The organism is Nostoc flagelliforme FACHB-838 (assembly GCF_014698065.1).
Classification (GTDB): domain Bacteria; phylum Cyanobacteriota; class Cyanobacteriia; order Cyanobacteriales; family Nostocaceae; genus Nostoc; species Nostoc flagelliforme_B.
The window spans coordinates 1-2,763 of sequence record NZ_JACJSI010000593.1 but is presented as its reverse complement, the minus strand read 5'-3'; the positions used below and the strand labels follow the sequence as shown (position 1 = coordinate 2,763).

Below are 2,763 nucleotides of genomic sequence, written 5' to 3'. Positions count from 1 at the left end.
GCAGTTGAACGCGAAGAATTTCGCGTTTTTTACCAACCGATTGTTTCGCTTACTACTGGCTTTATTTTAGGTTTTGAAGCACTATTGCGTTGGCAGCATCCAGAACGTGGTTTACTGCCTCCAGCAAGTTTTATTCCCCTAGCAGAAGAAACTGGACTAATTGTCTCTATTGGCAACTGGGCGTTGCATGAGTCCTGTCGCCAGATGCAAGCTTGGCGGGTAAGCCAGGGTACCAACTTGCCCGAAAAAATTTATGTCAATCTCTCCCTTAAGCAATTTTCTCAGCCAGATTTGATTGAGCAAATTGAAAAAATTTTGCACTCTACTGGTCTTGCTCCCAAATGTCTTGTGCTAGAAATCATTGAAAACGTAATTATGGAAAACGATGATCAAACCAGTGCTAACCTGTTAAAACTCAAGCAGATGGGCATTGCATTATCAATTGATGATTTTGGGAGTGGCTACTCTTCATTAAGTCGTCTTTCTCACTTTCCGATTGATATATTGAAAATTGACCGCTCTTTTATCACCTCGATGAACGCAAGCAGCAGAAATTTAGAAGTTTGTGAAATCATCATTACCTTGGCAAACAAACTTGGTGTTTCGCCCAGTATTGAAGGTGTGGAGACACGACAGCAACTAGCGCTTTTGAGAAAGTTGAAATGTGAATCTGCCCAAGGATATTTTTTCTCTGAACCATTGGATAGTTTAGCGGCGACAGCATTAATTGCCACCAATACTCAGTGGTAACTATTTTTTTGAGCTTGATATCTTCCTAGTAGTTACTCAAACATTTGTCAGTGCTTCTAGTTGCAATACGGTTCGGATAAACATTTTTCACTTTCCTTGTAGTTTGGGGAATGGGTTTACAGGTATTGGGTAAAGGATGTATTCAAAACCTTTAACCGAACCGTATTGCGTCGTAGGCGATAAGCTCCCGCTTAACCCTTCTCCTTAAGAGCGGGAGGCTGTGCCAAAGGAGACGAAGACAGCGAACGCTGATCGCCTTCTTCGCAAGACCTCTTGCAAAAGTTTTTTGTTCATTCATTGCATCAACTGAATCATCATTTAATGAAATTGCCCCAGCTATAACCTATGCTGTCAAAGGATATCAGGAGATAGCCGCAGTGATGAGAGTAGGTTTTGGAGTGATTGCCCTCATACAGTGCTTTATGCGATCGCTTTCGGCAAGATTTGCAGTATTTGTATATAGGTATAAATAGTTACTAAAATATAAGCTGAATACTGGTAAAAGATGATTATAGTAATTTTATATACTCTATCGATGTGAATAACTCGGTAGAGTATTTCTGTGAAAGTGCGCCTAATGTAAGCGCTCGCCTCCTCCGGCTCAACTGGCTTTCGGATAACTGCCCTCATTCTCACATCAGACTGCTGATTTAAAAACGCCCAAACCAAGTATTAAAGGATTCTTATCCTTTAGATGCCTTTGTTCTGTATGGGCGATGGACATGATGGTATTTGAAATAAGCTAATCGTCATTCATTTTTCCAGACTGACTCGCTCGTGGTAAGGGCTTCAGCCCTGGGTTTATGCAACTTAAATGCTCATTAGCTTATCATTGACCAACTAGTGCTTCGCCACACAAACTTTGCGTGGTGGCAAGCTCTTGGGCAGAGGTGCGGAGGGGCAGGGGTGAAAGAAAAGAACTTGTACAAATCTCTCCTCTGCTCCCCTGCTCCCCTGTCCCCCTGCCCCCTACCGGCCTCCACAAGCGCAATTTTGGGTTGGCAGACTACTAGCCCCTGATGTAAAACGTCGAGAAATACGAGATTTGTTTCACTTAATAGAAAACCTTTACAAAATTGGGGGTTCACAAAAACGGTTGAAACTCTTCCCATGCCTTACTATTGAAATGCATTAATAAGATATGTTCCAACCTTACAGCAATCGCATCATTCATAACCCTAATGTATCAATGAAGTAGCTAGCATTTACGAGGGAATCTTTAAGAATTTCGGTCTAAAATCTCTCGCACTTTAGAGGTGACTGTATCAATGTCAATGGGCTTCTGGATAAATCCATCACATTTTATACCATTCATCTTATTAAGATCATAATCAAAACTTGTGACCAAAAGAATTGGTAGAAATTGGAATTTAGTTAATTCTCTCAAGCGTTGAACAACTTCAAATCCATCCATTACAGGCATTTGAATATCTAATATTAGTAAGTCAGGTGGGTTAGGGTCGGTTTCAAGAAAGGTTAGCACTGCTGCACCCGAATCAACACTTTCAACCAAACAGTTCTCTGCTTCTAAAATGGTTTTTATCAAGAAAGAGTTATCAGCTACATCATCACAAACTAAGATCCGCTTAATAACATTTTTATTAGTTTTATTTGCGGTAGAAATAGCTGTTTTTTGCATATTTTTCTCCTATTTAAAGTATTAATGAAGTTGGAGACAAACCTTAACCATGATAGGTTGTAGTCGTTAACTAGTAAATGATAGTATTAGAGCTAGTCCCGAGCTTAATAAGCCCTAAAAATAACCTTTTCCACATCCTGTGAAAAATCAAATGTTTAATTAAACACAAATGATGTAAAAGTTTTATTAATTGTTTTGGAGCTTCCAAATAGATAACGTATCCTTTGAAAGTGTAGCAATTCTATTAATTGAATTAATAGGGGGTTAGATAAAGCATGAGAACCAGCAAAAACAGTAGAATTTGTGAAAGTGTTGTGAGAATTCATCAAGTTTTATTGAAATATTGTGATAGTTATCAGCTTGAAGGAAAGTAT

The 2,763-nt window shown here is 39.2% G+C and carries 3 protein-coding genes; 1 reads left to right on the top strand and 2 read right to left on the bottom strand.

The genetic code is table 11. The features are described from left to right. Nucleotides 1-750 (top strand): putative bifunctional diguanylate cyclase/phosphodiesterase (locus H6G97_RS49345; protein ID WP_190947551.1); only part of this gene is annotated, 750 nt, incomplete at its 5' end. 420 nt (nt 751-1,170) lie between these two features. Here the strand turns inward: H6G97_RS49345 and H6G97_RS49340 are convergent. Together H6G97_RS49340 and H6G97_RS49335 are read right to left on the bottom strand one after the other, a co-directional pair. Next, nucleotides 1,171-1,380: a hypothetical protein gene (locus tag H6G97_RS49340; protein WP_190947550.1), complete on the bottom strand. Its 210-nt coding sequence runs from the start codon at nt 1,378-1,380 to the stop codon at nt 1,171-1,173. A gap of 589 nt (nt 1,381-1,969) precedes the next feature. After that, nucleotides 1,970-2,389 (bottom strand): response regulator, encoded by a 420-nt coding sequence (locus H6G97_RS49335; protein ID WP_190947549.1) that lies wholly within the window; start codon nt 2,387-2,389, stop codon nt 1,970-1,972. Nucleotides 2,390-2,763: the final 374 nt, after the last annotated feature.

Coding starts and splice junctions, on each gene's coding strand:
- H6G97_RS49340 (WP_190947550.1), bottom strand. CDS start 1,380: ATGAGGGCAGTTATCCGAAAGCCAGTTGAGCCGGAGGAGGCGAGCGCT.
- H6G97_RS49335 (WP_190947549.1), bottom strand. CDS start 2,389: ATGCAAAAAACAGCTATTTCTACCGCAAATAAAACTAATAAAAATGTT.